The organism is Cellulomonas sp. P4_D11 (assembly GCF_056401915.1).
The window spans coordinates 1-24,955 of sequence record NZ_JBFUIK010000025.1 but is presented as its reverse complement, the minus strand read 5'-3'; the positions used below and the strand labels follow the sequence as shown (position 1 = coordinate 24,955).

The following is a 24,955-nucleotide window of genomic DNA, read 5'->3' as shown; positions in this document are numbered from 1 at the left end:
GTCTAGGTGCGCCCGGACCGTCCCCGGGGCGTGCACGGGGTGAGCGCCGACGCCGGTACCCTGTGCGTCATGCCCACCCCGTCCGTCCAGCGCGTGCTGGTCGTGCTCCCGGCGTGGAACGAGGAGCACTCGCTCCCGGCCGTGCTGGCAGAGATCAGCGAGCACCTGCCCGACGTCGGCGTCCTCGTCGTCAACGACGGTTCCGCGGACCGCACCAGCGCCGTCGCCCGCGAGCACGGCGTCGCGGTCCTCGACCTCCCGTTCAACCTGGGCGTCGGCGGTGCCATGCGCGCGGGGTTCCGGTACGCGATCGAGCAGCGCTACGACGTCGTCGTCCAGGTCGACGCCGACGGCCAGCACGACCCGCGCGACGTCCCGCGCCTGGTGGAGCAGCTGCAGCACACCGACGTCGTCATCGGCGCCCGGTTCGCGGGGACGGGCGAGTACGACGTCCGCGGACCTCGCCGCTGGGCCATGCAGGTGCTCGCGGGGACGCTGAGCCGGATCTCGGGGACGAAGCTCACCGACGCCACGTCCGGCTTTCGCGGCGCCGGCCCCCGGGCCGTGCGGCTCTTCGCGGTCCACTACCCGGCCGAGTACCTGGGCGACACCGTCGAGTCGCTGGTCATCGCGGCGCGCAGCGGCCTGTCGGTCGCGCAGGTCGGCGTGTCGATGCGCGAGCGCACCGCGGGCCGCCCCTCGCAGGGTCCGGTCAAGTCGGCCGTGTACCTGCTGCGCGCGTGCCTCGCGCTGCTGATCTCCCTGACGCGCCGCCGCACCCCGGTCAGTGCGACCGAGGCGGTGGTCGTGTGACCAGCGGCTACCTGGTCGCCCTCGTCGGCGGCCTCGTCACGCTCGCCTTCATGATCGAGCTGCTGCGCCGCCGCCGGCTGCGCGAGAAGTTCGCCGCCCTGTGGATCGGCGTCGCCGTGGTGGTCCTCGTGGGTGCGATCTTCCCGCAGATCACCGCGTGGCTGGCCGAGCTGGTGGGCGTGACCACGCCGGTCAACCTGGTCTTCTTCCTCGGCCTGCTCGTCCTGCTCATCGTCTGTGTGCAGCTCAGCGGCGAGGTGAGCGGCCTGGAGCACGAGAACCAGACGCTGGCCGAGGAGTCCGCGCTGCTCCGCAACCGCATCGAGGTGCTCGAGCAGCACACGGGCCTGGGCGCCAGCGAGCCCCCGGTCGCCGACCCCTCCTCGGGTGGCGGCGCGGTCGGATGACCGACGCCGTCGAGGAGCTCGCGCCGGCGGCCGCAGCGGACCGGGGTCGGGGCGGGTTCGTCCCGGTCGCGCTCGGCCTCGGGGTCTTCGGGCTGTCCACCTACGGCTTCCTCGGGCAGGCGGGGCACGCCCTCGGTCCGGAGCTGTTCGCCCCCCTGTCGGTCCTGTGGACCCTGCTCAACGCCGTCGGCATCGGGCTCTTCCTGCCCTTCGAGCAGGAGCTGGGTCGCACGACCGCGGCGCGGCGGGCGCTCGGCCAGGGCAACCGGCCCGTCGCCGCGACCGTGCTGCGGGTCGGCGGAGTCCTCGTCGGCGCGGTCCTCGTGCTGGCCCTCGTCACGACGCCGCTGCTCGCGTCCGAGCTGCTGGACGACCGCCGCGGACTCGTCCTGATCCTGGTGCTCGCGCTGGTGGGCATGGGGCTGTCCTATGCCGTGCGCGGCCTGCTCGCCGGCAACGGCCGGTTCGGCCACTACGGCGCGCAGCTGGCCGTCGACGGCGTCCTGCGGGTCGCGGCGGCAGCCGCGCTCGCGGCCGCGGGCGTGCAGGACCCCGCGGCGTACGGGCTGGTCCTGGTCGTCGCCCCGCTGCTCGCGGTGCTGGTCACCACGCCGCGGCACCGCCGGGAGCTGGTCGCGCCCGGTCCGGACGTCGTGCGCAGCGAGGTCGTCCGGGCCATGGCGGTCCTGCTGGTCGCCTCGGTGACGTCGCAGCTGCTGGCCAACGCCGGCCCGCTGATCGTCCAGGTCCTCGCGACGCCCGCGGAGCAGGCGCTCACCGGGCAGTTCCTGGCCGCGCTCGTCATCGCGCGCGTCCCGGTGTTCCTGTTCGCGGCCGTCCAGGCCGTGCTGCTGCCGGGCCTGGCTGCCCTGGTCGGGGCGGCCGACACCCGCGGGTTCGTCCGACGGCTGGGCCTCGCGACGGGCCTCACGGCGGCCATCGCGGGCGTCGGCGTCGTCGTCATGTGGTTCTGGGGAGGCGCGCTGGTCGAGCTCCTGTTCGGCGACGAGTTCCTGGTCGGCCGGGACGTCATCTGGTTGATCGCCGTCTCGGGTGCGCTGTTCATGCTCGCGCAGCTGTGCGCGCAGGCGCTCCTCGCGCTCGGCGCGGACCCGTGGGTGGTCGTCGGCTGGTGCTCCGGGCTGGTCGCGCTCGTCCTCGCGTGCTTCGCGGACGGCCTGGTCACCCGCGTCGCCGCGGTGGCCCTCGTGGCCGGGTCGGGCGTCGCGCTCGTCGTGCTCGCCGTCGCGCTCGTCGTGCACACGGTGCGGTGGCGGCGGACCGTGCAGGCCCCGACGGAGGTGCTCCATGGCTGACCTGCCCGTGCTCGACGTGGTGATGCTGGCGTACGGCGACGAGCCGTACCTGGTCGAGGCGCTGGATGCCGTGCTCGCGTCGGAAGGCGTCGACGTGCGGTTCGTGCTCGTCGACAACGGCTGCACGCGCGACGACGTCGACCAGCTGTGCGCGGACCGCGGCGTGAGCCTCCTGCGGCCGGCGCGGAACCTCGGCTTCACCGGCGGCGTCAACCTCGGCACCCGGCAGGGCTCGGGGGAGTACCTCGCCCTGGTCAACAGCGACGCGATCGTCGCGCCCGACGCCCTGGCCGCGCTGGTCGCCGTCGTGTCCGACCCGGCCGTGGGCATCGCGAGCGCGGACGTCCGGCTCGCCGACGACCCCTCGACCATGAACACCGCGGGCAACCCGCTGCACGTGCTCGGGCTGAGCTGGGCAGGCGGCCTCGGCGACCCGGCGTCCGAGCACCGGGTGGCACGCGACGTCGCGTCGGCCACCGGCGCGACCCTCGCGATGCGGCGGGCCACCTGGGACGCGCTCGGCGGCTTCCCCGAGCCGTACTTCGCCTACCAGGAGGACCTCGAGCTCAGCTGGCGCGCGTGGCAGCGCGGCTGGCGCGTGCGCTACGTGCCCGGAGCCGTCGTCGTCCACCACTACGCGTTCAGCCGCAACGCCCGCAAGATGTACCTCCTCGAGCGCAACCGCCTGCTCCTGGTGCTCACCACCTACGGGACCCGCACGCTCCTGCTGCTGGCGCCCGCGCTGCTGGGGTTCGAGCTCGCGATGGCTGTGGTGGCGGGGCTCCAGGGCTGGGGGCGGCAGAAGGTCGCCGGCTGGGGCTGGCTGCTGCGGCACACGTCCTGGGTGCGGTCGCGCCGCGCCGAGGTCCAGGCGGCGCGCACCGTCCCCGACCGGGACCTCACCGACCTCTGGGTCGCCCGCTTCTCGCCCGTCGCCCTCGCGCTCCCCGCGGGCGCGGAGATCCTGCAGACCGTCCTGGCCGGCTACTGGCGGCTGGTGCGGCGCTTCGTCTGAGCCTCGTCAGGAGCTCACGAGCTCACGAGCTCACGAGCTCACGAGCTCACGACGTCACGAGCTCACGAGCTCACGAGCTCACGACGTCGCGAGGTCGCGAGGTCGCGAGATCACCAGGTCACCAGGTCACGACGCGGTCGGTGGACGCGGCCAGCGTGGGGTCCGTGCGCAGGCCGTCCGCGAGCCGCGGGTCGACGACGACCATCGCGTCGGGCGAGGCGAGCAGCACGGCGGCGGCGTCGGAAGCCGTGCGCGGCGCGCCGTCTGCCCCGACGAGCGCTCCCGCGGTGTCGTTCGCCTCGACCGTCCACCGGCCCGTGAGGGCGAGCACCCACTGCTGCGCGTTGATCGGGTGCAGGCCGTCGCCGCCGAGGTACGACACGGTCCGGGCGGGCAGCCGGTCGACGGTCTCGGCGGCCTGCAGAAGCGCAGCGGCGGCGGCCTCGTGGTCGGCGGACGCCGGCAGGAGCGCGCGCCCGAGCCCGGTGAAGCCGAAGACCTGCGTCACGGCGATCGCGCCCGCACCGACGGCGAGACCGAGGCGGAGCCGCGCGGCCGCGGTGGCAGGACGAGGAGTCGTCGGCCATGCCGCGACCTGCGCGGCGATCGTCGCGGTGCACACCAGCGCAACGCCGGTGAACAGCTTCCAGAAGTAGTAGGAGAGCGTGCCGGCGCCCTGCAGCTGCACGACGGCGAGGGCGACGACGGTTGCCGCGCCGGCGACGGGCACCACGGCCGACCAGGACGACCGGGGACCCCTCGGCCAGAGCGACACGGCGACGGCGCCCAGGACGACGGTCACCAGGATCCCCGGCTCGGCCGTCGTGATGGCGCCCGGGATGACCAGGACCGCGCCGGCGTCGAGCACCGCGAGCGTCCGCGCCGTCTGGGCCAGACCCACCAGGCCCACCAGGACGACGACCCCGGCGAGTGCCAGGACGCGGGGGTTGCTGCGCCACTCCCGGCGGCGCAGCGGCAGCGCGGCGAGCGCGACGGCCGGCACGGCGACGCACAGCAGCAGGACCCACGTCTGGGCGACCCCCACCACCAGGCCGCAGAGCGCCAGGAGGTGCAGCGGCATCAGCGGGCGCGGCATCGAGGTCGCCAGCAGCACGGCGCAGGCGGCGAGCGCGGCCGCCAGCGCGAAGTTCGCGAAGCCGTCGCGCACCGCCGCGGCACCGGGCCCGGCGACGAAGGCCGCCACGACGAACGCCGAGAGCAGCAGCGCGCGGGTCGGCCGCGGCCTCAGGGCGGGCAGTGCGCACACCGCCGCGGCGAGCAGGACGGCGAGCGCGACGACGAGGAGGCCCTGCACGTGCGCGAACGCCAGCACCTCGTCGGCCATCGTCCCGGGGCGGGCGCCCTCGAGCAGCTCGACGGCGGTCGCCGCGACGGCGTGGTAGCCCTCCGGGTACTCGGCGAACTTCCAGTGCTCGCCGCCCGGTCCTGCGCCCAGCGCCGCGACGACCGCGCCGTGGCGCCGCAGCATGAGCACCATGTCGACGTGCGCCGAGCTGTCCCACGCGGGCAGCAGCGCCGAGAGCGCCGCGCTGCCCGTGGACAGCCGCAGCCAGCCCGCCGCGACCCACGCGCCCGCGGCCCCGGCGGCGAGCAGGACGAGGTCCGTGCGACGCCACCGTGGCACGGCGGCCCGCGCCCGTCGCAGGCCGGCGCGCGGCCCGTCCCACAACATGGCGGCCGTGAGCCCACCCGCCAGCGCCGCGAGCAGGCACGTCGCCCGGCCCACACCGCCGACCGGCAGGTTCCACCACCACAGCGCGGGGACCGCGGCCATGGTCACGCCGGCGAGCAGGAGGATCCGGCGCGGGAGCTCGCGCGAGGTCGGGACGGCCAGCGCGAGCAGCGCCAGCACCACGAGGGCCGCCGCGCCGTGCAGCAGACCGGCCGAGCGCAGGAGCGTGACGACGAGGCCGACCGCGAGCCCCGCCAGGACCGCGACCGAGCGGACCAGGGCGCGGGGAGCCGGTCGGGCGGACGAGGTCTCGCGCAGGCGAGCCAGCGCCGGGTGGATGACGAGCACGGGCGAGGTCCGTTCGGGGCTGCCCGGGGTCGCCACCGGGTGCATCGGGCGTGATGCGGCGTGCCCGACATCCTCGAGCGATCGGCGATACTACAGCCCGGACATAGGCGCAACCGGAGGGTGGCGGAAAAGTCCGGATCTCACCCTGATCAGCGGCGCGGCAGCTCCAGCGTCACCTGTTCGGTCGACACGAGCCGGGTCCGCCGGGCGTCGTCGCGCGCCAGCTCGTCGGCGACGTCGCCGTGCAGCAGGACCACGGAGCCGCCGGCGAGCAGGACCCCGACGGCCGAGCGCAGGAAGTCCGCGAGCTCCCCGGCGACGAGGAGCGCGCGCTCGGGCTGCGACGGCGCTCCCTGCGCGAGCACGCCGGCGAGACCCTCGTGGGGGACCACCGCGCCCCCGGTGTCGAGCGCGGGAGCGGACGCGACGGTCGGCGGAGCCCAGAGGAGCTGGTCCGCGTACGTCATCACGGCCGACCCGGCGTCGACCGCGCCGGGCGGGAGGGTGCCCTCGACGCGCCGGGCGAGAGCGGGCAGCGGGACGCCGACGAGCGCGGGGTGACCCGCGCGGCTCGCCGGGTCGGCGGTGACCAGGACGTCCGAACCGGCCGCCCGGTCGGTCACGCACGCGCCCGTCCGCCACGTGGCGAGCGCCCACACCAGGGTGCGCCAGTGCGCGGGCAGGTCGAGCCCGACCACCGTGCCGGGGCCGGCGTCGAACTCCTCCACCAGCAGGTTCGCCGTCTTGTTCACCCAGTTCACGGTGACCGCCCCGGACAGCTCGACGCGCTCGCCGCCCGGGCCGTACCAGGTGATCCGCGGAGCGCCGCCGGCCCGGACGAGGGCGTCGAGGAGCTGGGGGACCGATCCGACCTCGCTCATGCGGGCTTCTGGGCCAGGACGACGAACTCGTTGTACGTGAAGAAGCGGCCCGTCCATCGCGGGAACGGGAACGAGTAGGTCCGGCGCACCTGGAGCCCGAGCTGCTCGCAGAGGTCGACCAGCACGGCGAAGTCGCTGAACCGCACGTGCGTGGCGTCGCTGGCGAAGCCGCGCTCCATCGGCGTGATGAAGGCCGCCCGACCCCCCGGGGCGAGCAGGTCGACGTACGGCCGCAGGATCCCGACGACGTCGTCCTCGTCGAGGTGCTCCACCAGGTGCGCGGCGAGCAGGCCGCCGAAGGACTCGGGGGCGCTCAGGGCGGGGTCGGCGAAGAACTCCTCGTCGGTCCAGGCGTCGAGACCACGCTCCCGCGCGACGCCGACGGAGAAGGGATTGTGGTCGACGCCCACGGACCCCTCGTCGAGCCAGGCGAGGTTGCGCCCCAGACCGCAGCCCACGTCGACCGTGCGGCCGAGCCGGAGGCGCCGGATGTGCCGGCGGTACGGCGCCTGCACGTCGACCCACTGCTTCCACCGGGCGCCCTGCAGCCGGGCCAACCGCTCGGCGTAGTCCTCCTGCGCGGTCGCCGGGACCTCGTCGCGCGGGCCGTCCACGGGTTCGTCTGCCACGTCTCACGTCCTGGGTCGGCGGGTGGTGCCCTCACCCTACGAGACGTGCTGGGCGGCACGCCCGACACGCCCGGATCACCCGTCCGCGCCAAGTTCACCCGGCAAAACCGGACAACTACCACGCTCCCGCTTGACCAACGCGAACGACACGCGTGTAATTCCTTAGAACGGATTCATGAGCGAGCACCACCCGCGGCGCCTCGAGAGAGCAGTGCAGAGAGCGTCGAACGCCGAGCCCCTGAACGAGCAGAAAACCAGCACGAGGACCGCACGGAGGCACGCATGTGGAACCTGCTCGACAACGACGAGATCTTCCCGTCGGACGCACGGAAGAGTGCACAGACGCACGCTTCCAACGTGCTGCCGATCTTCGGCGCCCTCGAGGACGAGGGCCCGATGGGCTGGCAGGAGCGCGCGCTGTGCGCCCAGACCGACCCCGAGGCGTTCTTCCCCGAGAAGGGCGGCTCGACGCGTGAGGCCAAGAAGGTGTGCACGGGTTGCGACGTGCGCTCCGAGTGCCTCGAGTACGCGCTGCAGAACGACGAGCGCTTCGGCATCTGGGGCGGTCTGTCGGAGCGTGAGCGCCGCAAGCTCAAGCGGCGTGTCGTCTGATCGTCTCCGCCTGGTTGGAGTGTCGCGCGCGGGCCTCGTCCCGCGCGACGGCATGATGTGCCGAGCATGACTGACACGCTCCTTCCGGTGGACCTCCCCACCGCGACCTCCTCGACACCGGTGACGACGCCGGTGTCCGCGGTCGTCGTCACCCGCGGTCGCACCCCGTACCTCGCGCCCACGCTCGTGGCGCTCGCGGCGCAGACGCGCCGGCCGCTGCGGGTCTTCCTGGTGGACGTCTCGGACGCCGCCGACGACTCGATCTCGACCCTCCTGACCAGCACGTTCGCCGCCGCGGGCGGATCGCCGACCCCGGCGCTGCACGTCGTGCGCGCGCCCGGCGCGCGCACGTTCGGGCACGCGGTGCGCCGGGCGCTCGAGACCGACGAGGGCCTGGCGACGAGCTGGCTGTGGTTGCTGCACGACGACAGCGCGCCGGCGCCCACCGCTCTCGCGGAGCTGGTCCGCGCGGTCGGCCACGCCCGGTCGGTCGGCGTCGCGGGCGTCAAGCAGCGGACCTGGACCGACCCGGAGCGGCTGCTCGAGGTAGGCGTCCGGACGTCGCGCTCGGGCCGCCGGATGACCGACGTCGAACCGGGTGAGCTCGACCAGGGGCAGCACGACGGCCGCGAGGACGTGCTCGGGGTCGGCATCGCCGGCGCCCTGGTGCGGCGCGACGTCTGGGACGAGCTGGGCGGCACCGACCCGCTGCTCGGACCGTTCGGCGACGGCTTCGACCTCTCCCGCCGGGCCCGCCTGGCGGGGCACCGCGTGATCGTCGTCCCGTCCGCCGTCGTGCGGCACGCCCAGGCCGGGTACCTGGGGCTGCGCTCGACGGCCCTCGAGAGCGACCCGGTCGACCGTGACGGCGACGGCGAGGACGACCGCGCGGATCCCCGTCGGTCGTTCGCGGCCCGCCGGCGCGCGCTGGTGCACAGCCGGCTGGTCTCCGCGCCCGCGCTGCTCGTGCCCGTGGTGGCCGTCCTCGCGCTGGTCGGCTCCGTCGTCCGCGCGCTCATGCAGCTCGCCGTCAAGCAGCCCGGCCTGGCTGTCGACGAGGTCCGGGCGGCGCTCGTCGCCCTCGCGCGGCCCGACGGCGTCCTGCGCGCGCGCGTCGGAGCCACCCGCAGCCGCCGCCTGCCGCGCCGCGCGCTGCGGCCGTTGCAGGCCGGCTGGCGGGACGTCTGGTCGCAGGCCCGCGACCGCCGGCTGGCCCGGGCCGAGGCCCGTCGCGTCGTCCAGGCACCCAGCGAGCTCGAGCTGCGGGAGCTGGCCGGACTGGCCACGCGCCGCCGCGCCACCCTTGCCGCGGTGGCCACCGTGCTGGTCGTGGTGGTCGCGATCGCCCTCGGCCCCCTGCTCGCGCCCGTCGCCGGTGGTGCGCGGCTCGTCGGGGACGCCCTGCTGCCTGCCTCCGCCCGGCTGGGCGAGCTGTGGTCGGCCGCGTCGTCCGGCTGGGTGGCCGGCGGCCTCGGCGGGCCCGGTCCCGCGGACGCCCTCCTCACGGCGCTGACGGTGCCGACCGTCGTGCTCGGCGGGTCCCTGTCGACCGCCGTCGCCCTCCTGCTGCTCGGCTCCGTCCTGCTCGCCGGGCTCGGCGCCTGGGCCGCCGCCGGTGCCGCGACGCGCTCGGTGGGCGTGCGCGCGTGGGCCGCGGTCGTGTGGGCCGGGGCACCCGCCCTGCTGCTCGGCCTCGGCGACGGGCGTCTCGGCGCCGTCGTGGCGCACGTGGCGCTGCCGTGGGTCGCCCTCGGGCTGGCGCGGGCCGTCGGCGTCCAGCGAGTCGACCAGGTCCTCTCGGGCCTCGCGACCGCGCAGCGCGACGACGACGTCGACCAGGCCGACGTGGCGACGCCCGTGCGCGGGACGCCCACGGTGCCGACCCCGCGCGCGTCCGGCGACGTGCCCCCGGAACCGGGCGACGACGACGCCCCGACGCCCGAGCGCGTCGGCGCCCCCGATCCCACCGGCTCGATCTCCGCGGCCGCCGCGGCAGCGATCGCGTTCGCCGTGGTCGTGGCCGGAGCGCCCGGCCTGCTCGTGCCCGGGCTCCTGGCGCTCTGCGTCGTCGCCCTCTGCGCGCCGCGCCGCCGCGGACGGGTCCTCCTCGTCGCCCTGCCGGCCCTCGCCCTGCTCGGCCCCACGCTGCTCGAGGCGGGCGGTCGCGGGATCGAGGGCTGGCGCCTGCTCGTGGCCGACCCCGGCCTGGCGGCCGCGTCGACGGCCGCCGACCCCGTGAGCCGGCTGCTCGGCGTGCCGGCGGACCCGTCCGCGCTGGTCCCGGCCGGCCTGCCCACCGTGGTCGCCTGGGTCTGGCCCGTCGCGACCGGCGCGGTCGTGCTGGCCCTGGCGGTGCTCGCCCTCCTGCGCGGCGCCCCCGTCGCGCGGGCCGTGCGCGGCGCCTGGGTGGTCGCGGCGCTCGGCCTCGCCACCGCCGCGGTCGTCGTGGCGATCCCCGTCGCGGGGTCCGACGGCGTCGTCGTGCACGGGTGGGCCGGCCCCGCGCTCTCGCTCGCCGGTGCCGGCCTGCTGACCGCGGCCGTGATCGGCACCGACCGGCTGCGCGAGCGGATGACGCACTACACCTTCGGCTGGCGCCAGCCGCTCGTCGCGGTGGTCGCCCTCGTGGCCGTCGCGGTGCCCGTGGCGTGGCTCGGGTCCTGGACCTGGCAGGCCCGCACCGGCGACGCCGTCGGGCTCCGGCCCGTCGAGCGCCTGGTCGTCCCCGCGGTCGGCCAGCAGGCGCAGGACTCGCCGCTCGCCTCGCGGGTGCTCGCGGTCGGGCTCGAGCCGGCCGGCGAGTCGACGACCGTCACCTGGCAGCTCCTGCGCGGCGACGGACCCCAGCTGGTCGACCAGGCCGCCGCGGGGACGACGCGCACGGTGGGCGGCGAGCTGCTCACGCCCGAGGTGATGCCCGACGACGCCGCCACCAGCGAGGTCGACACCCTGGTCGCGAAGCTGGCCACGGCCGCGACGGGCGACGTCGCCGGCGAGCTGGCCTCGCTCGCCGTCGCCGACGTGCTGGTCCCGCCGCTGCCCACGGAGCTCGGCGACGTCGAGCCGTCCGTCGCCGCGGCGCAGCGTGAGGAGCTGGTGAGCCGCCTCGACTCCACGGCGGGGCTCGAGCGCGTCACCGAGAACGCGTCGGGGACGTTCTGGCGCGTGCAGGCGACCGCCCCCGCCGCCGGCGTCGCCGCCCCGACGGTCGTCCCCTCGTGGGCCCGCCTCGTGCCGGCCGGCGCCGACGTGACCGACCCCACCGTCACCGCCGTGCCGGTTCCGTCGGCGGACCGCGCCGTGGACACGGTCGTGGCGGCCGGCGCAGCGGACCGGCTGCTCGTGCTCGCCGAGCGCTCCGACCCGCACTGGCACGCCTGGCTCGACGGCGTCCCGGTCCGGGCGGTCGACGGCGGCTGGCGCCAGACGTTCGCGCTCGGCGCGGAGGGTGGAGACCTCGTGGTCCGCTTCGACAGCCCGGCCCGCACCCCCTGGCTCGCGGTGCAGAGCCTGGTCGCGCTGGTCACGCTGCTGCTCGCGGTGCCGGTGCGGCGCCGACGGGGGGTGCGGACATGAGCGAGCTCTCCCGCAAGCAGGTGTGGCTCGGACGCACGGCGCGGGGCCTGTCCGGGATCGCGGTCCTCGGCCTGACGGTCGTCGTCGTGGTCGCGGGCGCGCGGTTCCCCGGCGCCGACGAGGCCGACGTCCCCCCGACGAAGGTCGCGGTCCCGCCGGCCGCGACGACCCTGGTCTGCCCGGGTCCGCTCATCCAGCCGGACGACACGGGACGCGGCGACTCCGCGTTCGACCCGACCCCCGTCGACCCGGTCACCACCGTCACGGCGGTGACGTCCGTGCCGGACGCCGACGGCAGCGCCGCCGGCACCGTCGGTCCGCTCGACCGCTCGGCCACCACCGCGACGCTCGACGCCGGGGGCGGCTCGGCCGTCGTCACGGGCGTGGCGGGACCGCAGGTGGTCCGCGCCGAGCCCGGTGCGGCTCCCGCGCGGGTCGCCGCGGCGAGCGCCGGCCTGGTGACCGCGGGCGACCTGCGCGGCCTGTCCGCCGCCTCGTGCCAGCAGCCCGTGGCGGCCGCCTGGCTGCTGGGCGGCGCGACCGACCTGTCCAGCACCGCCCAGCTGGTCCTCGACAACGCGGGGTCGACGCCCGCCGAGGTCACGATCGAGATCTGGGGTCCGTCGGGCCCGGTCGACCTGACCGGCGAGCGGTTCCTCGTCGCGCCCGGGACCGAGCGCGTCGTGGTCCTCGGGGGGATCGCCGCCGAGCAGCGCCGGCTCGCGGTGCACGTCTCCGCCACGGGCGGCCGCGTCGCCGCGCACGTCCAGGACTCCGCGATCGACGGCTTCACGCCGGCCGGGACCGACCTGGTGGTGCCCGGCGCGGCGCCCTCGAAGCGCCAGGTCGTGCCCGGGGTCGCGGTGGTCGCCTCCGCGGTCGGCGACGCCACCGCGCCGGCCCTGCGGCTCCTGGTCCCGGGCGACTTCGGCACGACCGCGCACGTCACGCTGCTCGGGCCCGCGGGGGTGACCGAGCTCCCCGGCGCGGACTCCGTGGCCCTCGCCCCGGGCGAGGTCACGGACGTGCCCCTCGGCGGGCTCCCGGCGGGCGCCTACACGGCGATCGTCGACGCCGACCGGCCGGTGCTCGCCGCGGCCGTCGTCACCCGCCCCGGCTCCATCGGCGAGCTTGACGACGTCCCCAGCACCGAGCGGGCGTGGGCCGCGTCGACCGCGGTCGGCCGCAGCGGCGTCGTCGCCGTGCCCACCGGCACGCGAGGCATCCTCGTGATCGGCGCGGTCTCCTCGCACCTCGACCCCACGACGGGCCGTGACGCCACGGGAACGCTCCGGCTGCTGGGCGCCGGCGGGACGGTCCTGGTCGAGCGGGACGTCCGGCTGAGCGCCGGCACGACCGGCGCCTGGAACGTCGAGTCGCTCGCGGCGGGCACCGGGGACGTCGTGATCCTGGACCCCGCGGCTCCCGCGGACGTGCCGCCGCCCATCGGCAAGGTTGTCGGGGTGGACCTGGTGACCGACGACGGTGCGGACGTCGCGCTCGCGTGGGCGCTCGTCTCCGAGGTGACCCAGGCGGACGGCATCCTCGTCTCGGTGCTCGACCCGGTCGCCGTGCCGCGCACCACGCCCGACGTCGCGGTCCGTGAGGACGCGCGGCTCGGGACCCGCTGACGCCGCTCGCGCCGATTCTGCTCAGCGCGCCGCGCGCAGCTCCGAGCGCTCTCGCAGGCGCAGCCCGAGCGAGGCAGCCTGCCGGACGGGCCACTGGTACCAGCGCGGGTAGCGGCGCCGGACGTAGCGGGCGGCGCTCGCGTGGTGGGCGGAGATCATGGTCGCCGGCTTGTCCCGCCACGACGTCCCACCCACGTGCGTGACCTGGGCCTGCGGCACGTAGAGGTTGGTCCAGCCCGCGCGGCCGAGCCGCTCGCCCAGGTCGACGTCCTCGAAGAACATGAAGTAGTCGTCGTCGAACCCGCCGACCGCCTCGAACGCCTCGCGCCGCAGCAGCAGGCAGGCGCCGGAGAGCCAGCCGGCCGGTCGCTGGCCGCCGGTGCTCTGCTGGTGGGCCTGGTACCGACGGGTCCACGGGTTGCCCGGCCAGAGCCGGACGAAGACGGCGTGCCCGGCGCCCTGCGTCAGGGACGGCAGCTCGCGCGCGGAGGGGTAGACGGTGCCGTCGGTGTTGAGCAGCGCGGGGCCCAGAGAGCCCGCTGTCGGGTGGGCCTCGCCGGCGGCGACGAGCGTGTCCAGCGACCCGGGCTGCCACTCGATGTCGGAGTTCGCGACGACGAGCCACGGCGCCCGCGCCCCCTGCGCACCGAGGTTGGCGCCGCGGCCGTACCCGAGGTTGCCGCCGCTCGCGACGAGGACGGCCCCGAACTCGTCGGCCACCTCGCGCGCCACGGTCGGGTCCGTGCCGTTGTCGACGATGACGAGCTCCACGGCGGTGGCGGACGCGGTGCGGAGGGTGCGGGCGAACGTCGCCAGCTCCTCGCCGGGGTGGTAGACGACGCAGACGACGCGGACGGTGGCCGGGGAGGAGTGGGGGAGGGCGGTGCTCATCGTCCGGACAGGGTAATGGCCATCGCCCTAGTGGGTGTCGCCGTACAGGGGGTCCACGTCGTCCGGCGACCGCCCGAGCATGTGGGCCACCTGCTCGACGACGACGTCGCGCACGAGGTCGGCGAGATCGAGCGGGTCGGTCGCGCGGGACTCGACCGGGCGTCGGTACACGACGATGCGTGCCGGGAGCCCGGCGTCGGCCGGGAAGTAGCGGCCGAGGGGCACCCCGCCGTGCTCCCACGGCGCCGGGTTGGACGGCGGCACGTCCTCGACCGCGAACTCGGTGCCCTCGAGCTGGCGCGACCACGTGCGCTCGATCCGCTCGACCGCGTCGAGGACGAGGTCGTCGAACCGCTCGGCCCGGGTCCGGTAGGCGGGCATGGAGCTGGGCAGGAGGGGGCCGCGGGGTCCGCGGCCGCGCCGGTCGCGCCGCCGGACGGGGGCCACCGTCATGGTCGGGACCGCGAGCGTCCGACGGCCCACGCCGGGCGTGCGGCGCGCGGGCGGGAGGGGCGAGGTGCTCACCACAGCACTGTAGATCGCGCGGGGGCGACGGCGTGGGGAGGCACGGCTGTGGGCGGCCGGGGGTACGGTCAGCGCGTGAGATCCGTGAGGCAGTGCACGCGCACGGCGTGTGGCCGTGCCGCTGTGGCCACCCTGACCTATGTGTACGCCGACTCGACCGCCGTGCTCGGTCCGCTGGCGCAGCACGCCGAGCCGCACTCGTACGACCTGTGCGTGGAGCACGCGGAGCGGTTGACCGCGCCGCGCGGCTGGGAGGTCGTCCGGCTCACGCCCGAGTTCGCCGCCGCCCCGCCCAGCCAGGACGACCTGCTCGCGCTGGCCGACGCGGTGCGCGAGGCGGGCCGGCGCCCGGAGCCCGAGCCTGTCGCGCTGTCCGAGGCCGTCGGCGCGGCCCTGAACGAGGCTCCCCGCCGGGGGCACCTGCGGGTGCTGCGGGGCGAGGGCTGACGTGGCCCGCCGCAAGGGGGAGGCCGCCCGCGCCCGCGCGGAGCGCGCGGGGGAGCCGCTCGGCTCGATCAGCCAGCCGGCCGGACCCGCCGTGCTCGGTTCCGCCGCGTGCCTGCGGTGCGGCGAGACGGACCTGACCCGGATCCGCATGGCCCTCACGGACGGCCGGCAGGTGGTCTTCGTCTCGTGCCCTGCCTGCGAGCAGCGGAACTGGTTCGCGCTCGACGGTGACGGCACTCCGCTGGACCGGTCCGAGGTCGTCGGCGGCGACGACGACTGAGGTGCCCGCGGCCCCGGTGTGACGGCCGCCACTCCCCGGCGGCCGGAGGGCCCCGGGTACGATGAGGGCGTGACCTCCCCTGCAGCCGACCGTGTCGATCTGACTGCCCTCATCAAGGCCTACGACGTCCGGGGTGTCGTCCCCGACGAGCTCAACCCCGCCGTCGCCCGGGCCATCGGCGCCGCGTTCGCGGACGTCGTCGTGCTCCCCGAGGCCACCGAGCGCCCCCAGGTGGTCATCGCCAACGACATGCGCCCGTCCGGCCCCGAGCTGGTGGCGGCGTTCGCCGACGGCCTGGCCGTGCGCGGTGTCGACGTCATCCGGATCGGCCTGGCCTCGACGGACGGCCTCTACTTCGCCTCCGGCGCGCTCGGCATCCCCGGCGCCATGTTCACCGCGAGCCACAACCCGGCGCAGTACAACGGCATCAAGCTGTGCCGGGCGGGCGCGCGTCCGGTCGGCCAGGACAGCGGACTGACGACGGTGCGCGAGCTGGCGGGCGACTACCTCGCCGCAGGCTCTGTGCCCGAGGTCGACGCCGCGCAGCGCGGCACGGTCGAGGACCGCGACATGCTCGCCGAGTACGCGGCGTTCCTGCGCTCGCTGGTGGACCTGTCGGGCATCCGCCCGCTCAAGGTCGTCGTGGACGCGGGCAACGGCATGGGGGGTTTCACCGCGCCGGCCGTGCTGGGGACCGGCGCCGGCCTGCCGGCACTGCCGCTGGACGTCGTGCCCCTGTACTTCGAGCTCGACGGCACGTTCCCCAACCACGAGGCCAACCCGCTGGAGCCCGAGAACCTGCGGGACCTGCAGGCGGCGGTCGTGGAGCACGACGCCGACCTGGGCCTGGCGTTCGACGGCGACGCGGACCGCTGCTTCGTCATCGACGAGCACGGCGACCCGGTCAGCCCGTCCGCCATCACGGCGCTGGTCGGCCTGCGCGAGGTGGAGCGCGAGCGCGCCGCCGGGCGCACGCCGACCGTGATCCACAACCTCATCACGTCCCAGGTGGTGCCGGACCTGCTCGGTGCGGCCGGCGCGACGACCGTCCGCACGCGCGTCGGCCACTCGTTCATCAAGGCGCAGATGGCCGAGCACGACGCGGTCTTCGGCGGCGAGCACAGCGCGCACTACTACTTCCGCGACTTCTTCTTCGCCGACACCGGCATGCTCGCGGCGCTGCACGTGCTCGCGGCGCTCGGGGGGCAGCCGCACCCCCTGTCGGCCCTGTCCGAGCAGTACCAGCCGTACTCGGCCAGCGGGGAGATCAACTCCCGGGTCGCCGACGTCGCGGCGGCGCGCGAGCGCGTGGTCGAGGCGTACGTGACCCAGCAGGGCGCCGGCCCGGTGCAGGTCGACGAGCTGGACGGGCTCACGGTGTCGCACTGGGACGGCCATCCGCAGTGGTGGTTCAACCTGCGGGCCTCCAACACCGAGCCGCTGCTCCGGCTCAACGTCGAGGCGGCCGACGAGGACATCATGGAGAAGGTCCGCGACGACGTGCTCGCGCTCGTGCGCCAGGACGGGGAGTCCTGATGGGCTCGGGGCGCGCTCTGGAGCCGTGGGCGCGGGAGCTGCTGCGCTGCCCGGTGACGGGTGCGACGCTGGTGGACGGCGTGGGTCCGGACGGCGAGCCGACGCTGGTGTCCACGGACCCCGACAACCCGCTGGCGTACCCCGTCCGCGACGGCATCCCCGTGCTCCTCGTGGACGAGGGCGTCCCGGTCGCCCGAGGCTGACCCTCCCGCCGTCCCGCTGAACCGACAACGAGGAGCTCGAGTGGCGCACGGCGGCGGGACACGCGCGATCGTGGCGGCGCTCGCCGCCAACCTGGGGATCGCGGTGACCAAGTTCATCGCGTACCTGCTCACGCTCTCGAGCTCGATGCTGGCCGAGTCCGTGCACTCGCTGGCGGACTCCGGCAACCAGCTGCTGCTGCTCGTCGGCGGCAAGCGCGCGCGGCGCGAGGCCGACGAGGCGCACCCCTTCGGGTACGGCCGCGAGCGGTACGTCTACGCCTTCATCGTGTCGATCATCCTGTTCTCCCTCGGCGGCCTGTTCGCGCTGTACGAGGCGTGGCACAAGTGGCAGGACCCGCACCCGATCGAGGGGCGCTGGTGGTGGGTGCCGCTCGTCGTCCTCGTGGTCGCGCTCGGCCTCGAGGGGTTCTCGTTCCGCACGGCCATCCACGAGTCGAACCAGATCCGCGGGAAGCAGTCGTGGGTGTCGTTCATCCGGACCGCCAAGGCCCCCGAGCTGCCCGTCGTGCTGCTGGAGGACTTCGGTGCGCTCATCGGCCTCGTGCTGGCGCTCTTCGGCGTCGGGATGACCCTGATCACGGGGAACGGGAAGTTCGACGCCCTGGGCACCGCGGGGATCGGCATCCTGCTGGTGCTCATCGCGATCGTCCTGGCGCTGGAGACGAAGTCGCTGCTGCTCGGCGAGTCCGCCGGCGCCAAGGACGTCGCCGCGATCGAGGGTGCGCTGGTGGGTGAGGGCGTCGCGTCGGTGATCCACCTGCGCACGCTGCACCTGGGGCCGGAGGAGCTGCTGGTGGCCGCCAAGATCGAGGTGTCCGCGGCCGAGAGCGCCGCGGACGTCGCGGCGGCGATCGACGCGGCCGAGGTCCGGGTGCGCGCGGCCGTGCCCATCGCGACCGTCATCTACCTCGAGCCCGACCTGCGGCGCTCGGCCCCGGAAGCCGGTGTGACGGGCGCGACCCAGGTCTAGCATGGCCCGGACGGCGTGGGTGATGCCCGCAGACCGAGAGGGGTCGCGCCGGCGCGAACGACGAAGCCCGCTTCGTCGCGCCCGCCCACCGCAGCGCACCCCTCAGGAGTGAGATGTCCACGTCCGCGGTATTTTCCGAGCTTCCCGGCCGCTACAAGGTCCGCGACCTGTCCCTCGCGGAGGCCGGCCGCCACCAGATCCGCCTCGCCGAGCACGAGATGCCGGGGCTCATGGCCCTGCGCGCCGAGTTCGGCCCCACGCAGCCCCTCGCGGGCGCGCGCATCGCCGGCTCGCTGCACATGACGGTGCAGACCGCGGTGCTGATCGAGACCCTCGTCGCGCTCGGCGCGGACGTCCGCTGGGCGTCCTGCAACATCTTCTCCACCCAGGACGAGGCGGCCGCGGCGATCGCGGTCGGCCCGACGGGCACGGTCGACGCCCCCGCGGGCGTCCCGGTGTTCGCGTGGAAGGGCGAGACGCTCGACGAGTACTGGGAGTGCACCGAGCAGATCCTCGTCTGGCCCGGCGGCACCGGCCCGAACATGATCCTCGACGACGGCGGCGACGCGACCCTGCTGGTGCACAAGGGGGTCGAGTACGAGGCCGCGGGCGCCGTGCCGGCCGACCCGCAGCCCGGCGAGGAGGGCTACTCCGAGGAGTACCTGGTCATCCTCGGCACCCTGCGCCGCTCGCTCGCCGCCGACCCGCAGCGGTGGACCACGATCGCGGCGGACATCACGGGCGTGACCGAGGAGACGACCACGGGCGTCCACCGGCTGTACCAGCTGGCGGAGGCCGGTCGGCTGCTGTTCCCGGCCATCAACGTCAACGACTCGGTGACCAAGTCGAAGTTCGACAACAAGTACGGCATCCGGCACTCGCTGCCCGACGGCATCAACCGGGCGACCGACGTGCTCATGGGCGGCAAGGTCGCGTTCGTCGCGGGCTACGGCGACGTGGGCAAGGGCGCCGCGGAGGCGTTCCGCGGTCAGGGTGCGCGCGTCATCGTCTCGGAGGTGGACCCGATCTGCGCGCTGCAGGCGGCGATGGACGGCTATCAGGTCGCGCTCCTCGAGGACGTGCTCGGCCAGGCCGACTTCTTCATCACGACCACCGGCAACAAGGACGTGATCTCGGCCGCGCAGATGGCGCGCATGAAGAACAAGGCCGTCGTCGGCAACATCGGGCACTTCGACAACGAGATCGACATGGCGGGGCTCGCGGCGGTCCCCGGCATCACGCGCACGGAGATCAAGCCGCAGGTGCACGAGTGGACGTTCCCGGCGGACGACTCGGGGCCCGAGCGATCGATCATCGTGCTGTCCGAGGGGCGCCTGCTCAACCTCGGCAACGCGACCGGCCACCCGTCGTTCGTCATGAGCAACTCGTTCTCCAACCAGGTGATCGGCCAGATCGAGCTGTTCACCAAGCCGGGCGACTACGCCCGCGAGGTCTACCGCCTGCCCAAGGTGCTCGACGAGAAGGTGGCGCGCCTGCACCTGGACGCCCTGGGCGTGCGGCTCACCGAGCTGTCGAAGACCCAGGCCGAGTACCTCGGCGTCGACGTGTCCGGCCCGTACAAGCCGGAGCACTACCGGTACTGACCTCAGTCCACGGGGTTGGACGGCGTCAGTCGAGAGGGTCCGGCACGCCGTGGGGGAGCCGCTGCAGCAGCGACGACTCCGCGGCGTCCCGCGCCCCGGCGCGCAGGCGTGCCGTGAGCTCGCGGTCCCGGCGCTCGGCGAGCACGGCCGCGAGGAAGGCCTCGGGGTGGGTGCCCAGCGGCGGCAGCGGGTTGACGTACCGCTGCACCTCCGCGGTGAGCTGCGAGCCCAGCTGCACGCGTGACGCGGGGTGCAGGGACGCGGCCCGGCCGAGGAACTGACGGACGGACAGCGCGAGCCCGTCGGGCAGCCGGGCGAGGTCGGCCGAGCGGGCCCAGCCCGCGAGCGCAGGGGGCATGACGACGGGCGTGCGGACGCGCGCCGCGCCGCGGACGCGCAGCGCGTAGGTCCCCGCGAGGATGTCGCCGATCCGCTTGCCCTGGGGGTGCACGATCGAGCAGATCAGCGCCACGCTGCCGAAGGTCAGCCACAGCTCACCCACGCCGACGAGCGCCCGCACGAACGCCTGCCGGAACACGATCGGGCCGCCGTCGTCGCGCACGATCCGGATGCCGAGCGCGAGCTTGCCCAGCGAGCGCCCGCGGGTCAGGGTGTCCACCGTCGTCGGGACCACGACCGTCACCGTGGCGAAGAGCGCGACCACGAGGATCCGGACGCCCTCCTCGGACGGGCTCGAGAACACCGCACCGAGCGCGATGAGGACCACGAAGACGACCACCCCGAGCACGACGAGGTCGAGCAGTGCCGCCAGCAGTCGGCTCGCCGCGGACGCCGGCCGCGAGTCGAGGACGACACCTTCGCCCGTGATGATGCCGTCCATGCGGGCAGGGTAACCGCTGAGTGGGCCTGCGAGATGGCAGGCTGTGCCGCATGGATCTCGACGCCTTCGAGCGGGCCCGCTCAGCCGACTGGGCGCGGCTCGACGAGCTGGTGCGGCAGCGCCGCCGCACGGGTGCGGAGGCCGACGAGCTGGTGCGCCTCTACCAGGCGGTCGCGACCGACCTGTCGGCGGTGCGGTCCGCCGCGCCCGACCCGGAGATGGTCACGCGGCTGTCCATGCTGGTGGGACGCGCGCGTGCCGCTGTCGCCGGCACCCACGAGCCCAGCTGGCGGGACGTCACGGCCTTCGTGGGCGTCTCGCTGCCGGCGGCCCTGTTCCGGGTCCGTTGGTGGATCGTCGGCGTCGCCACGGCGTTCGTCCTGCTCGCCGTCACGGCCGGCATCTGGGTGGCGACGCAGCCCGAGGCCCTCGCGTCGATGGGCACGCCGAGCCAGCAGCAGGAGTACGTCGACAAGTCGTTCGCCGAGTACTACGACCCCGGCGCGGGGTTCGCCGCGATGGTGTGGACGAACAACGCCCTGCTCACGGCCCTCTGCATCGCCACGGGGATCACCGGGGTCCTGCCGGTGTACTTCATGGTCAGCAACGCGATCAGCGTCGGCGCGGCAGGCGGCATGATGGCCGCGCACGGGCACCTGGACGTGTTCCTGCAGCTCATCGCGCCGCACGGGCTGCTCGAGCTCACGGCCGTGTTCGTCGCGGGCGCGGCCGGGCTCCGCATCTTCTGGACGTGGGTGGATCCCGGCCCCCGGCCGCGCGGGCGGGCGCTGGCCGAGGAGGCCCGCGCCCTGTTCACCGTCGCGCTCGGCCTGGTCGGCGTGCTCGCCGTCTCCGGGCTGATCGAGGGCTTCGTCACCGGGTCCGGGCTGCCGTGGGCGGTCAAGGTCGGGATCGGCATCGTCGCGCTCGCCGCGTTCTGGGCCTACGTCCTCGTGCTCGGGCGCCGCGCGGTGCGGGCCGGGGAGACCGGGGACCTCGAGGCCGACCGTGCGGGGTACGCCCTGGCCACGGCGGGCTAGGGCTCGACCAGCACCACGCGTCGCTCGGCGGCCTCGCCCGCCATCAGCTCGACCAAGCCCTCCGCCTCGGCGACGAGCGCGTCCCGCTGCTGGGTGGTGGGCGGCGCGAACGGTCGCAGCGTCAGCGTGACGGGCCCGCGCGCCGTGCGGTCCCGCGGCACGTCCCAGGTCCCCGCCACGCGCCCGTCCAGCAGGAACGTCGCCGGGACGACGCCGTTCGGGCTGGCCAGGTGCGGCCGGTGCTCGGGGGAGAGGATGCGCGTGCGGTCGGCGTGGCCCAGCAGGACGTTGTCGTAGTCGGCCAGGAACCGCACGGGCGCGGGGACCGACGGGTCGGGCAGCGGCTGGCCCGGCAGGTCCAGCAGCTCGCGCTCCCGGACCGCCCCGGGCGACGGCTCGGCGCGGTACCGCACGAGGTCCATCCGGTCGACCACCGCGCGCAGCCCTGTGAGCCCCGACCAGTTCTGCACGTCCGCCACCGAGGCGGGGCCGAACGCCGCGAGGTAGCGCCGCACGAGCCGCTCCTGCTCGGCGGCGAGCACGGCCGGGTCGGTCAGGTCGGGGGAGGCCGCGGTCAGCTCCGGTCCGAGCCAGGACCACGCCGTCGTCCACGTGGTCGCGCCCGAGCGGCCCCACACCCCTCGCGGCGGCACCTGGACCAGCGGGAGCGTGCCGCGGGCGCCGTAGGCCAGCGTGCTGGGGGAGACGTCCGGCCACCGCTCGGCGAGCAGCCGGCCCAGCTCGGTGGTGACCCGAGGCTCGGCTTCCACCAGCTCGCGCGCAGCCGCCGTGAGCGAGGGCACGTCCAGCGTGCGCAGGCCGGCCGCGTGCTGGGCGTTGACCAGGAGGTCCTTGGCGTACAGCGGGGCGATGAGGCCTGGCAGCAGCAGCGCGTCGGCGGCCGTGACCAGGTGGATCGTGCCGCGCATGACCGCGATCCGGGCGACGCTGCGGTCCCAGAACGCGTCGGCCAGCTCGTCGGTCCGAAACCCCGCGACCCGGCTCCAGAGGCCGACGTAGGGCGACCAGGCGTTCTGCGCCTGCAGCCCGACCAGGTGCTCGACGACCTCGACGGCGGGTCCGGCCCGGCGCTCGAGCAGGTGCTGGCGGGCGAGCAGCGCGCGGTTGAGGCGCGCGCGCGTGAGCAGCTCGGTCACAGCCGGCCCGCGGCCTTGAGCGCGAGGTAGGTGTCGGCCAGCCGGGGTGCCAGGTCGTCGGGGAGGGCCTCGAGGACCTCCGCGCCGCGCTGCCGCAGCCGCACGGCCACGGCGGCGCGCTCCAGGCCCACGCGCTCGGCGGCGGCGGCGTCGAACACCGCGGCGGCGCCGTCCCGGTCGGTGCGCAGCGCGTCGACCTCCGGGTCGGCGACCGACGCGAGCACGACCTGGTGCCGGTCGGTGAGCTGCCCGATCACGCCGAGCAGCCCCTGCTCCACGGCGGAGGGGTCGAGGGCGGTGAGCAGGACCACGAGCGCGCGCTGGCTCAGCCGTTCGCGCACCTGGGCGACGACGCCCGGCCAGTCGGTCTCCACGAGCGCCGGCTCGGCCAGGGCGAGGGTGTCGGCGAACGCGGCCATCACGCGCGGGCCGGTGGCCCCCGCGACCCGCCCGCGCACGCGGCGGTCGAAGACGACGAGCTCGACGCGGTCGCCGGCCTTGGTGGCCAGCGCCGCGAGCAGCAGGGCGGCCTCGATCGACGCGTCGATCCGGGGGGCGTCGAGCACGCGCACGGCGGACGTGCGGCCCGTGTCGAGCACGATGAGCACCCGGCGGTCGCGCTCGGGCCGCCACGTCCGGACCACGACGTCCGAGCGCCGGGCCGTCGCGCGCCAGTCGATCGAGCGGACGTCGTCGCCGATGACGTACTCGCGCAGGGAGTCGAACTCCGTGCCCGGGCCGCGGACCTGCACGGCCGCGCGCCCGTCGAGCTCCTTGAGGCGCGACAGCCGGCTGGGCAGGTGGCGGCGCGACGCGAACTCCGGCAGCACCCGCAGGCGGCCCGGCACGGTCATCGAGGCCTGCCGGCCCGCCAGCCGGAGGGGCCCGACGGTGCGCACGGTCACGCGGTCGGCGTGCGCGTCGCCGCGCCGGGTGGGGACGAGCACGGTCCGGACCCGGGTCCCCTCACCGGCGGGGACGTCGAGCGGGTGCCGGTCGACCAGGGCGGCAGTCGAGGGCGGCCACGCGTCGCGCACGAGCCCGCGCAGGCGGCGTCGGCCCAGGTTGGAGAGCGTCAGGGTCGACGTGGCCCGCTCCGAGAGCCGGACCGACGCCGGGACGTCCCGCCGCACGCCCACCTGCCGCGGCGACGCGGCCAGGGCGATGTCCACGACGCACGCGACCACGACGAGCAGCGTCCACAGCAGCACGGTCCCGGTGGCGGGCACGAGGAGCACCACCGGGAGGCCGAGCGCGGCCAGGACGACCGCGCGCCACGTGACCGCCACGTCAGCGGGGGACGGGGACGGACGCGAGCACCGTGTCGAGGACGCTCTCGGTGCCGACGCCCTCGAGCTCGGCCTCGGCGCGCAGCTGGACGCGGTGCCGCAGGGTCGGGTGAGCGAGCGCCTTCACGTCGTCGGGCGTCACGTAGCTGCGCCCCGACAGCCACGCCCACGCGCGCGACGTCGCCAGCAGCGCCGTGGCACCACGGGGGGACACGCCGAGCGACAGGGACGGCGACCGGCGGGTGGCCCGGCACACGTCGACCGCGTAGCCCAGCACCTCGGGCGCCACCTGCACGCGCGCGACCTCCGCCCGGGCGCGGGCCAGCATCGCCGCGTTCGCCACCGGCCGCAGCCCCGCGCCGGCCAGGTCGCGCGGGTCGAAGCCGGCGGCGTGGCGCGCCAGCACCTCGATCTCCTCGTCGCGCTCCGGCAGCGGGAGGACCAGCTTGAGCAGGAACCGGTCCAGCTGCGCCTCGGGGAGCGTGTACGTGCCCTCGTACTCGACCGGGTTCTGCGTCGCGATCACCAGGAACGGGTCGGGCAGCGGCCGCGGGGTGCCGTCGATGGAGACCTGGCGCTCCTCCATGGCCTCCAGGAGGGACGCCTGGGTCTTGGGGGGCGTCCGGTTGATCTCGTCCGCGAGCAGCAGGTTGGTGAACACGGGCCCCTCGCGGAACGAGAACTCCGCGGTGCGCGCGTCGTACACCAGCGACCCGGTCACGTCGCCCGGCATGAGGTCGGGTGTGAACTGCACCCGCTTGGTCTGCAGGTCGAGGGCCGCGGACAGGGAACGGACCAGCAGCGTCTTGGCGACGCCGGGCACGCCCTCGAGCAGCACGTGCCCGCGGCACAGCAGCGCGATGACCAGGCCGCTCACCGCGGCGTCCTGGCCGACCACCGCCTTGGCCACCTCGGTGCGCACGGCGCCGAGGGCGGCCCGCAGCTCGTGCGAGGGCTCGTGCGCCGGCTGGGTGGCCGTCGCCGTCCACTGGGGGCTGTCGTCGCTCACGTTCGGTGAACCTCGCTCTCGAGATGGTCCAGGTCGCGCGCCAGCTGCGCCAGCGCCCGGTCGTCTGTGGGTGGTGGTCCGTACAGGAGGGCCTCGACGTCGGCCGGCCGCCGGCCGGTCGCCCGCGCGACGGCGTCGATGACCAGCGGCGCGGGCGCGGACCGCGGCAGCCCCAACCGGGCCGCGCTGCGGGAGGCCGCGCCGGCGCGCAGGGCGGCACC

At 75.5% G+C, this 24,955-nt stretch carries 23 protein-coding genes and 1 pseudogene; 14 read left to right on the top strand and 10 right to left on the bottom strand.

The features are described 5' to 3' along the window. The first annotated feature begins 69 nt into the window (after positions 1 to 69). The 4 genes from AC1DT4_RS15115 to AC1DT4_RS15100 are packed head-to-tail and all read left to right on the top strand — an operon-like array spanning position 70 to position 3,551. A complete protein-coding gene (locus tag AC1DT4_RS15115) occupies positions 70 to 813 on the top strand; it encodes a glycosyltransferase family 2 protein (protein ID WP_477090620.1) in 744 nt (247 codons plus the stop codon). Beyond that, positions 810 to 1,220 carry a DUF2304 family protein gene (locus tag AC1DT4_RS15110; RefSeq protein ID WP_477090619.1) on the top strand — a complete coding sequence of 137 codons (411 nt, stop codon included), beginning with the start codon at positions 810 to 812 and terminating at the stop codon, positions 1,218 to 1,220. Before AC1DT4_RS15115 ends, AC1DT4_RS15110 begins: the two co-directional genes overlap by 4 nt. Beyond that, the gene (locus AC1DT4_RS15105; RefSeq protein WP_477090618.1) at positions 1,217 to 2,536 is read left to right on the top strand and encodes a lipopolysaccharide biosynthesis protein; all 1,320 of its coding nucleotides are present in this window, start codon (positions 1,217 to 1,219) and stop codon (positions 2,534 to 2,536) included. Before AC1DT4_RS15110 ends, AC1DT4_RS15105 begins: the two co-directional genes overlap by 4 nt. After that, positions 2,529 to 3,551, top strand: coding sequence for a glycosyltransferase family 2 protein (locus AC1DT4_RS15100; protein ID WP_477090617.1), 1,023 nt, complete (start codon positions 2,529 to 2,531; stop codon positions 3,549 to 3,551). The genes AC1DT4_RS15105 and AC1DT4_RS15100 overlap by 8 nt, the downstream gene beginning before the upstream one ends. Positions 3,552 to 3,669: 118 nt before the next feature. Here the strand turns inward: AC1DT4_RS15100 and AC1DT4_RS15095 are convergent, their stop codons facing one another. The 3 genes from AC1DT4_RS15095 to AC1DT4_RS15085 all read right to left on the bottom strand — a co-directional run bounded on the left by AC1DT4_RS15095 (position 3,670) and on the right by AC1DT4_RS15085 (position 7,102). Next, on the bottom strand, positions 3,670 to 5,592 hold the full coding sequence (locus AC1DT4_RS15095; RefSeq protein WP_477090616.1) for a hypothetical protein: 1,923 nt from the start codon (positions 5,590 to 5,592) through the stop codon (positions 3,670 to 3,672). 149 nt (positions 5,593 to 5,741) lie between these two features. Continuing rightward, positions 5,742 to 6,473 (bottom strand): TIGR03089 family protein, encoded by a 732-nt coding sequence (locus AC1DT4_RS15090; protein ID WP_477090615.1) that lies wholly within the window; start codon positions 6,471 to 6,473, stop codon positions 5,742 to 5,744. Then, positions 6,470 to 7,102 carry a class I SAM-dependent methyltransferase gene (locus AC1DT4_RS15085; protein WP_477090614.1) on the bottom strand — a complete coding sequence of 211 codons (633 nt, stop codon included), beginning with the start codon at positions 7,100 to 7,102 and terminating at the stop codon, positions 6,470 to 6,472. Before AC1DT4_RS15085 ends, AC1DT4_RS15090 begins: the two co-directional genes overlap by 4 nt. 282 nt (positions 7,103 to 7,384) lie before the next feature. Here AC1DT4_RS15085 and AC1DT4_RS15080 point away from each other — a divergent pair, with 282 nt between their 5' ends. The 3 genes from AC1DT4_RS15080 to AC1DT4_RS15070 all read left to right on the top strand — a co-directional run bounded on the left by AC1DT4_RS15080 (position 7,385) and on the right by AC1DT4_RS15070 (position 12,921). Then, positions 7,385 to 7,714 carry a WhiB family transcriptional regulator gene (locus AC1DT4_RS15080; RefSeq protein WP_456826089.1) on the top strand — a complete coding sequence of 110 codons (330 nt, stop codon included), beginning with the start codon at positions 7,385 to 7,387 and terminating at the stop codon, positions 7,712 to 7,714. A gap of 66 nt (positions 7,715 to 7,780) precedes the next feature. Further along, positions 7,781 to 11,290, top strand: coding sequence for a glycosyltransferase family 2 protein (locus tag AC1DT4_RS15075; protein ID WP_477090613.1), 3,510 nt, complete (start codon positions 7,781 to 7,783; stop codon positions 11,288 to 11,290). Continuing rightward, the gene (locus AC1DT4_RS15070) at positions 11,287 to 12,921 is read left to right on the top strand and encodes a DUF5719 family protein (RefSeq protein WP_477090612.1); all 1,635 of its coding nucleotides are present in this window, start codon (positions 11,287 to 11,289) and stop codon (positions 12,919 to 12,921) included. Before AC1DT4_RS15075 ends, AC1DT4_RS15070 begins: the two co-directional genes overlap by 4 nt. A 21-nt stretch (positions 12,922 to 12,942) precedes the next feature. On the opposite strand, the gene AC1DT4_RS15065 is transcribed toward AC1DT4_RS15070, so the two are convergent. Beyond that, positions 12,943 to 13,812: a glycosyltransferase family 2 protein gene (locus tag AC1DT4_RS15065; RefSeq protein ID WP_477090611.1), complete on the bottom strand. Its 870-nt coding sequence runs from the start codon at positions 13,810 to 13,812 to the stop codon at positions 12,943 to 12,945. A gap of 27 nt (positions 13,813 to 13,839) precedes the next feature. Beyond that, complete coding sequence (locus AC1DT4_RS15060) at positions 13,840 to 14,337, bottom strand: metallopeptidase family protein (RefSeq protein WP_477090610.1); 498 nt, start codon at positions 14,335 to 14,337, stop codon at positions 13,840 to 13,842. Positions 14,338 to 14,412: 75 nt separating this feature from the next. Between AC1DT4_RS15060 and AC1DT4_RS15055 the strand changes: the two genes are divergently transcribed. From AC1DT4_RS15055 to ahcY, 6 genes are all read left to right on the top strand, one after another. Beyond that, positions 14,413 to 14,784 (top strand): DUF3499 domain-containing protein, encoded by a 372-nt coding sequence (locus AC1DT4_RS15055; protein ID WP_477090609.1) that lies wholly within the window; start codon positions 14,413 to 14,415, stop codon positions 14,782 to 14,784. 1 nt (position 14,785) lies between these two features. Continuing rightward, complete coding sequence (locus AC1DT4_RS15050) at positions 14,786 to 15,064, top strand: hypothetical protein (protein ID WP_477090608.1); 279 nt, start codon at positions 14,786 to 14,788, stop codon at positions 15,062 to 15,064. A 69-nt stretch (positions 15,065 to 15,133) separates the two neighbouring features. After that, positions 15,134 to 16,600: a phosphomannomutase/phosphoglucomutase gene (locus tag AC1DT4_RS15045; RefSeq protein WP_477090607.1), complete on the top strand. Its 1,467-nt coding sequence runs from the start codon at positions 15,134 to 15,136 to the stop codon at positions 16,598 to 16,600. Beyond that, entirely contained in the window at positions 16,600 to 16,803 is a 204-nt protein-coding gene (locus AC1DT4_RS15040; protein ID WP_477090606.1) for a Trm112 family protein, read from the top strand. The genes AC1DT4_RS15045 and AC1DT4_RS15040 overlap by 1 nt, the downstream gene beginning before the upstream one ends. A 40-nt stretch (positions 16,804 to 16,843) precedes the next feature. Further along, positions 16,844 to 17,794, top strand: a complete 951-nt coding sequence (locus tag AC1DT4_RS15035; protein ID WP_477090605.1) for a cation diffusion facilitator family transporter — start codon at positions 16,844 to 16,846, stop codon at positions 17,792 to 17,794. 113 nt (positions 17,795 to 17,907) lie between these two features. Next, on the top strand, positions 17,908 to 19,398 hold the full coding sequence (gene ahcY / locus AC1DT4_RS15030; protein ID WP_477090604.1) for an adenosylhomocysteinase: 1,491 nt from the start codon (positions 17,908 to 17,910) through the stop codon (positions 19,396 to 19,398). A 25-nt stretch (positions 19,399 to 19,423) separates the two neighbouring features. Here the strand turns inward: ahcY and AC1DT4_RS15025 are convergent, their stop codons facing one another. Beyond that, positions 19,424 to 20,239, bottom strand: coding sequence for an RDD family protein (locus tag AC1DT4_RS15025; RefSeq protein WP_477090603.1), 816 nt, complete (start codon positions 20,237 to 20,239; stop codon positions 19,424 to 19,426). Positions 20,240 to 20,289: 50 nt separating this feature from the next. Between AC1DT4_RS15025 and AC1DT4_RS15020 the strand changes: the two genes are divergently transcribed. Next, positions 20,290 to 21,279 carry a stage II sporulation protein M gene (locus tag AC1DT4_RS15020; protein WP_477090602.1) on the top strand — a complete coding sequence of 330 codons (990 nt, stop codon included), beginning with the start codon at positions 20,290 to 20,292 and terminating at the stop codon, positions 21,277 to 21,279. Here AC1DT4_RS15020 and AC1DT4_RS15015 read toward each other — a convergent pair. The 4 genes and pseudogenes from AC1DT4_RS15015 to AC1DT4_RS15000 form a co-directional block, all read right to left on the bottom strand. After that, positions 21,276 to 22,436, bottom strand: a complete 1,161-nt coding sequence (locus AC1DT4_RS15015) for a winged helix DNA-binding domain-containing protein (protein WP_477090601.1) — start codon at positions 22,434 to 22,436, stop codon at positions 21,276 to 21,278. The genes AC1DT4_RS15020 and AC1DT4_RS15015 overlap by 4 nt on opposite strands. Continuing rightward, on the bottom strand, positions 22,433 to 23,725 hold the full coding sequence (locus AC1DT4_RS15010; protein ID WP_477090600.1) for a DUF58 domain-containing protein: 1,293 nt from the start codon (positions 23,723 to 23,725) through the stop codon (positions 22,433 to 22,435). Before AC1DT4_RS15010 ends, AC1DT4_RS15015 begins: the two co-directional genes overlap by 4 nt. A 1-nt stretch (position 23,726) precedes the next feature. Further along, on the bottom strand, positions 23,727 to 24,734 hold the full coding sequence (locus AC1DT4_RS15005) for an AAA family ATPase (protein WP_477090599.1): 1,008 nt from the start codon (positions 24,732 to 24,734) through the stop codon (positions 23,727 to 23,729). After that, positions 24,731 to 24,955 (bottom strand): annotated as a pseudogene (locus AC1DT4_RS15000) (DUF4350 domain-containing protein); the annotation flags it as partial. The gene AC1DT4_RS15005 and the pseudogene AC1DT4_RS15000, both read right to left, overlap by 4 nt.

Bases quoted from the DNA above. Each gene is read 5' to 3' on its own strand.
- AC1DT4_RS15115 (WP_477090620.1), top strand. From the start codon at position 70: ATGCCCACCCCGTCCGTCCAGCGCGTGCTGGTCGTGCTCCCGGCGTGG.
- AC1DT4_RS15105 (WP_477090618.1), top strand. From the start codon at position 1,217: ATGACCGACGCCGTCGAGGAGCTCGCGCCGGCGGCCGCAGCGGACCGG.
- AC1DT4_RS15100 (WP_477090617.1), top strand. From the start codon at position 2,529: ATGGCTGACCTGCCCGTGCTCGACGTGGTGATGCTGGCGTACGGCGAC.
- AC1DT4_RS15090 (WP_477090615.1), bottom strand. From the start codon at position 6,473: ATGAGCGAGGTCGGATCGGTCCCCCAGCTCCTCGACGCCCTCGTCCGG.
- AC1DT4_RS15080 (WP_456826089.1), top strand. From the start codon at position 7,385: ATGTGGAACCTGCTCGACAACGACGAGATCTTCCCGTCGGACGCACGG.
- AC1DT4_RS15075 (WP_477090613.1), top strand. From the start codon at position 7,781: ATGACTGACACGCTCCTTCCGGTGGACCTCCCCACCGCGACCTCCTCG.
- AC1DT4_RS15070 (WP_477090612.1), top strand. From the start codon at position 11,287: ATGAGCGAGCTCTCCCGCAAGCAGGTGTGGCTCGGACGCACGGCGCGG.
- AC1DT4_RS15065 (WP_477090611.1), bottom strand. From the start codon at position 13,812: ATGAGCACCGCCCTCCCCCACTCCTCCCCGGCCACCGTCCGCGTCGTC.
- AC1DT4_RS15040 (WP_477090606.1), top strand. From the start codon at position 16,600: ATGGGCTCGGGGCGCGCTCTGGAGCCGTGGGCGCGGGAGCTGCTGCGC.
- ahcY (WP_477090604.1), top strand. From the start codon at position 17,908: ATGTCCACGTCCGCGGTATTTTCCGAGCTTCCCGGCCGCTACAAGGTC.
- AC1DT4_RS15025 (WP_477090603.1), bottom strand. From the start codon at position 20,239: ATGGACGGCATCATCACGGGCGAAGGTGTCGTCCTCGACTCGCGGCCG.
- AC1DT4_RS15020 (WP_477090602.1), top strand. From the start codon at position 20,290: ATGGATCTCGACGCCTTCGAGCGGGCCCGCTCAGCCGACTGGGCGCGG.